Source organism: Streptomyces sp. NPDC054956, assembly GCF_053609185.1.
Map to the genome: position 1 here is coordinate 1 of NZ_JBSGXB010000425.1, position 5,359 is coordinate 5,359.

The window sequence follows — 5,359 nt, forward strand, 5'->3', positions numbered from 1 at the left end:
ACCCCAGACTGTGGGCATGTCCATTCACCAGAACCTGCTCGGGGGCCCCGCCCCCACCCACCTCCCCGACGAGCCCGGCCGCGAGGCCATCGCCGCCGGCACCCCCGCCGCCGAGGTGGCCGCCGCGCACCCGACCTCCTCGCTCGCCTGGGCCGTCCTCGCCGACGAGGCGTTCGCCGCCGGCCGCACGGTCGAGTCGTACGCGTACGCCCGTACGGGCTACCACCGCGGCCTCGACGCGCTGCGCCGCGCCGGCTGGAAGGGCCACGGCCCGGTGCCGTGGGAGCACGAGCCGAACCGCGGCTTCCTGCGCGCCCTGAACGCCCTGGCCCGCGCGGCCGGCGCGATCGACGAGAAGGAGGAGTACGAGCGCTGCTCGACCTTCCTGCGCGACTCCTCGGAGACCGCGGCGGACGTCCTCGGCGCCTGACGTCGTACGGCCGGTACCGGGCGGGCTCCCCGAGGGGGCCCGCCCGGTCGCGGAATGTGACGTGCAGCACTCACTATTGAAGCGCTGCGGCACGCCGGTCTTATGATGCGGACAGGGGACCGGAGCTCCACTCACCTCACCGGAAGGAGCGGACCGCTACCCGGAAGCACGTATCGAGGAGACAGCGATGTCGCACGCCCTTGATGCCTCCGGAGACGGCGGTTCGGACACCCCGAACCTCGACTTCGCCGGCACGACCCCCTACGAGGACTACGTCCAGGCGGACGTCCTCACCCACCTCCAGCACCTGCGCTCGGACGACCCGGGCGAGATGGTCTTCCTGGTCACCACCCAGGTCATGGAGCTGTGGTTCACGGTCATCGTCCACGAGTGGGAGACCGCTGCTCAGGCGCTCCGCGAGGACGAGCTCCCCGTCGCGATGGATGCGCTGAAACGATCCCTCCGCGAGCTGGAGGCCCTCAACGCCTCCTGGCGCCCCCTCGCCCAGCTGACCCCGGGCCAGTTCAACGCGTACCGCGCCGCCCTCGGCGAGGGCTCCGGCTTCCAGTCGGCGATGTACCGCCGGATGGAGTTCCTGCTCGGCGAGAAGTCCTCCTCCATGCTGGTCCCGCACCGCGGCGCGCCGCGCGTCCACGCGGAGCTGGAGAAGGCCCTGCACGAGCCCAGCCTCTACGACGAGGTCCTGAGCCTCCTGGCCCGCCGCGGCCTGGCCGTCCCGCAGTCGGTCCTCGACCGCGACCTGACCCAGCGCTACGAGCCTTCGCCCGAGGTCGAGGCCGTCTGGACCTCCCTGTACGCGACCCCGGACGCCCACCTGGACCTGCACCGGCTCGGCGAGGTCCTCACGGACGTCGCCGAACTGGTCTGGCGCTGGCGCAACGACCACCTGGTCGCCACCCGCCGCGCGATGGGCGCCAAGACGGGCACCGGCGGTTCGGCGGGCGTGACCTGGCTGGAGAAGCGGGCCACGAAGAACGTCTTCCCGGAGCTCTGGACGGCGCGCAGCCATGTCTGACACCTCGGCCGGGCAGGGCCCGGACCTGGCCGGGCGGGCCGCCGAGCTCGACGCCGCCGACGGCCTCGGCAAGCTCCGCGAGCGCTTCACCCTCCCCGAGGGCGTCGTCTACCTCGACGGCAACAGCCTCGGCGCCCTCCCGGCAGGAGTCGCCGAGCGCCTCGCGGAGGTCGTCACCCAGCAGTGGGGCACGCAGCTCATCCGTTCCTGGACCGAGGGCGAAGCCAACTGGTGGAACGCCCCCGAGCGCATCGGCGACCGGATAGCCCCCCTGATCGGCGCGGCCGCCGGCCAGGTGGTCGTCGGCGACTCCACCAGCGTCAACCTCTTCAAGGCGCTGGTCGGCGCCGCCCGTCTCGCGGCGCCCGGCCGCGGCGAGATGATCGTGGACGCCGCCACCTTCCCCACCGACGGCTACATCGCCGAGTCGGCGGCCCGTATGACGGGCCTGCGGGTCGTACCGGTGGACCCGGCGCGTGCGGCGGAGGCGATGACGGCCGACACCGCCGTCGTCCTCCTCAACCACGCCGACTACCGCACCGGCCGGCTGCACGACCTCCCCGGTCTGACCGCCGCCGCCCACGCGGCGGGCGCGGTCATCGTCTGGGACCTGTGCCACACGGCCGGCGCCCTGCCCGTCGACCTCGACGCGCACGGCGTGGACCTCGCGGTCGGATGCTCGTACAAGTACCTCAACGGCGGCCCCGGTGCCCCCGCGTACCTGTACATCGCCGCCCGGCACCAGGCCGCGTTCGACTCCCCGCTGCCGGGCTGGAACGGCCACGCGGAGCCCTTCGCGATGACCCCGTCCTACGAGGCCGCGCCCGGCGTGGTCCGGGGCCGGGTCGGGACCCCGGACATCCTCTCCATGCTCGCCCTGGAGGCCGCCCTCGACGCCTGGGACGGGGTCGCGGTCGAGGACGTCCGCGCCAAGTCGCTCGCGCTGACCGACTTCTTCCTCGAGTGCGTGGCGGCGTACGTACCCGAGGGTGTGGTCGAACTGGTCACCCCCACCGAGCACGATCGGCGCGCCAGCCAGGTCTCCCTCCGTACGGAGAACGCGGCCGAGGTCATGCGCGAGCTCATCTCCCGGGGTGTGATCGGGGACTTCAGGGCCCCCGACGTCCTGCGCTTCGGCTTCACCCCGCTGTACGTCGGTTTCGCCGACGCGGAGCGTGCGGCCCGCACGTTGGGTCACATTTTCGGGTGACCTGGTAGCAACGGGTAGCGAAACGTCACATCAGGGCGCGGGCGGGGCTACGGCTCCGCCCGCGTCCGTATCCGCCCGGCCCGCCACGGAAGGGCCCGTTCCAGCCTGATACGGTCCCGCTCTGCCGGGTACACCGGAACATCAGTCCCCCCTGTCCCACGCGTTACCGGAGGTTGAGCCGATGACGGACCCCGCAGTCGAACGGGACGCCGCCGAGGCAGCCTCGGCCTTCTCTCACCCGCCGGTCGCCCCCGACGCCACGGCGGTCTACGGGGAACACCCCGACCAGCTCGTCGACTTCTACGCCCCGCGCGGCGAAGGCGCGGACGGTCCGGCCCGTTCCGCCCCGCTGGTGGTCGTCCTGCACGGCGGCGCCTGGCGCGCCCCGTACGACAGGCAGCACATCACCCCCTTCGCGGACTTCCTGGCCCGCCGGGGCTTCGCCGTCGCCAACGTCGAGTACCGGCGCGGCAGTTCGCTGCCCCACCAGGACGCCACGGGCCCGATCGCGGGGCGCTGGCCCGAGACCTTCGACGACGTGGCCGCCGCGATGGACGCCCTGCCCGCCCTGGCCGCGGCCGCCCTGCCGCAGGCCGACCCCCGGCGCACGGTCCTGACCGGCCACTCCGCGGGCGGCCACCTCGCGCTGTGGGCAGCGGCCCGGCACGTCCTCCCGCCCGATGCCCCGGCCGGCTGGCGGCTGGCCGTCCCGCCGCTGCTGCGCGGAGTGGTGGCGCTGGCCCCCATCGCGGACTTCACGGTGGCGGAGGAGCTCGGCGTCTGCGGGGGAGCCTCGGCGCAACTGCTCGGCGGAGAGGTCCCGTTCGGCGAACGCCGCCCGTACGCCGACCCGGCCGCGCTGCTCCCGACGGGCATCGCGACGGCGGTGGTCCAGGGGCGCAGCGACATCGTGGTCCCGGAGGCGGTCTCCGAGGCGTACGTGGCGGCGGCCGCGCAGGCGGGGGAGACGGTGGGCCTGACCCTGCTGGACGGGGTCGGCCACTTCCCCCTCATCGACCCGGCGGCGGACGCGTGCGCGGTGGTCTCGGAGGAGATCGCCCAACTCGCCTGGTAGCAACCGGCGGGTTAGGCCGTAGGCCTGAAGGCGCAGGCCGGCCCGGTTATCGGGTCGGGCGCGTTGGTAGGGAGAGGGCATGCCCTTTCTCCGTACACCTGGCCCGAAGCTCTACTACGAGGTCGTCGGGGAGGGCGAACCCCTCGTCCTCGTCCACGGTTCCTGGAACGACCACACCTCCTGGCAGCCCGCGATCGACGCGGACTTCCGCGCCTCGTTCCGGGTACTGACGTACGACCGCCGCGGCCACGGGCGGAGCGAGGCCGGCACGGGGCCGGGCACGCGCAGGCAGGACGAGGACGATCTGGCGGCCCTGATCGAACAACTCGGCCCGGCACCCGCGCACGTGGCCGGCAACTCCTTCGGCGCCGCCACCGCGCTGGGTCTCGCGGCGCGCCGGCCGGAGCTCTTCCGCAGCATCACGGCGCACGAACCGCCGCTCCTCGCGATCGTGGCCGACGACACGGCCGCGCTGGAGGGGATGGCGGCGGCGGGGGCGTCGGTCGAGGCCGTGCTCGACCTCTTGAGGAAGGGCGAACACGAGCAGGGCGCGCGGCTGTTCGTGGAGACGGTCGCCATGGGGCCCGGGATGTGGGACCGGCTTCCCGAGCAGGCGCGCGTGACGTTCGTGCACAACGCCCCGACCTTCCTGGACGAACAGTCGGACCCGGACTGGGCGAAGCTGGACCTGGAGGGGCTCGCCCGGTGCGAGGCACCGGTTCTGCTGAGCGGCGGTACGCAGAGCCCGCCGTGGCTGTCGGTCATCCTCGACCACCTGGCCGCGGCCCTGCCCCGGGCCCGGCGCCAGACGCTCGAAGGCGCGGGCCACATCCCGCACGTCACTCATCCGCGGGAGTACGTGGAGGCCGTCACCCGCTTCATCCGGCAGGCCTGAGGCGGGCCCGACACCGGCCCGAGGCGGGCCCGAGGCCGGGGAGCGCGCGGTGATCCGGCGCGCTCCCCGAGGCGGTCCGGGGACTCAGTCCCACTGCTGGTCGGCCAGGGACGTGACCGGCGCGGGCTTGCCGATGACCGCCAGGGCGATGAAGAAGCCGATCTGCCCGATCGCGATGGTGAGGGTGGCGAGGGCCTTGTCGTCGTAGTGCTTGGCGACCTCCGCGTACAGCTCGTCGCAGACGCGCTCCTTGCCGGGGGGCGCGGGCTGGAAGGTGGCCTCCACCAGGGCGAGCGCGGCGCGCTCGGCCTCGGTGAAGCAGAGGGCGTCCGCCCAGGAGGAGACGGCGGTGATGCGCTCCTCGGTCACCCCGGCCTTGCGGAGGAAACCGGTGTTCAGGACGGTCAGATAGGTGTTGCCGACGATCTGCCCGGCGCGCAGGTGAACGAGGCTCATGGTGGTCCGCGGAACCGAACGGTTGCCGGTGGCCCGGAAGAGCGCGGCACTGACATCGGCCAGCTCGGGCACGAAGTCGCCCGGGTTGGGCATCCGGGAGATGGAGGCGGGGGCGGAGGGGGAGGGGGCGGAGGGGGAGGGTGGCGGGGACTGTGCGCTGGCTGTCTTCGACATTTTCGCTGTGCCTGACCGTGTCTAGTGACTCCAAACAAGCCTGCCCGCACAAGGCTCTTAAAGAAAAGTAAAAGACAACTACT

The 5,359-nt window shown here is 73.0% G+C and carries 6 protein-coding genes; 5 read left to right on the plus strand and 1 reads right to left on the minus strand.

Annotated features, from left to right (window positions below):
• Positions 1-16: 16 nt before the first annotated feature.
• The 5 genes from ACWGDE_RS35805 (at position 17) to ACWGDE_RS35825 (ending at position 4,646) form a co-directional block, all read left to right on the plus strand.
• On the plus strand, positions 17-430 hold the full coding sequence (locus ACWGDE_RS35805; RefSeq protein WP_453393250.1) for a DUF3151 domain-containing protein: 414 nt from the start codon (positions 17-19) through the stop codon (positions 428-430).
• 187 nt (positions 431-617) lie between these two features.
• Positions 618-1,466, plus strand: a complete 849-nt coding sequence (locus ACWGDE_RS35810) for a tryptophan 2,3-dioxygenase family protein (protein ID WP_453393251.1) — start codon at positions 618-620, stop codon at positions 1,464-1,466.
• Entirely contained in the window at positions 1,459-2,676 is a 1,218-nt protein-coding gene (kynU, locus tag ACWGDE_RS35815) for a kynureninase (RefSeq protein WP_453393252.1), read from the plus strand. The genes ACWGDE_RS35810 and kynU overlap by 8 nt, the downstream gene beginning before the upstream one ends.
• A 181-nt stretch (positions 2,677-2,857) precedes the next feature.
• A complete protein-coding gene (locus ACWGDE_RS35820; RefSeq protein WP_453393253.1) occupies positions 2,858-3,751 on the plus strand; it encodes an alpha/beta hydrolase in 894 nt (297 codons plus the stop codon).
• 79 nt (positions 3,752-3,830) lie between these two features.
• Entirely contained in the window at positions 3,831-4,646 is an 816-nt protein-coding gene (locus ACWGDE_RS35825) for an alpha/beta fold hydrolase (protein ID WP_453393254.1), read from the plus strand.
• 84 nt (positions 4,647-4,730) lie between these two features.
• On the opposite strand, the gene ACWGDE_RS35830 is transcribed toward ACWGDE_RS35825, so the two are convergent.
• Positions 4,731-5,195 (minus strand): carboxymuconolactone decarboxylase family protein, encoded by a 465-nt coding sequence (locus tag ACWGDE_RS35830; protein ID WP_453393255.1) that lies wholly within the window; start codon positions 5,193-5,195, stop codon positions 4,731-4,733.
• Positions 5,196-5,359: the final 164 nt, after the last annotated feature.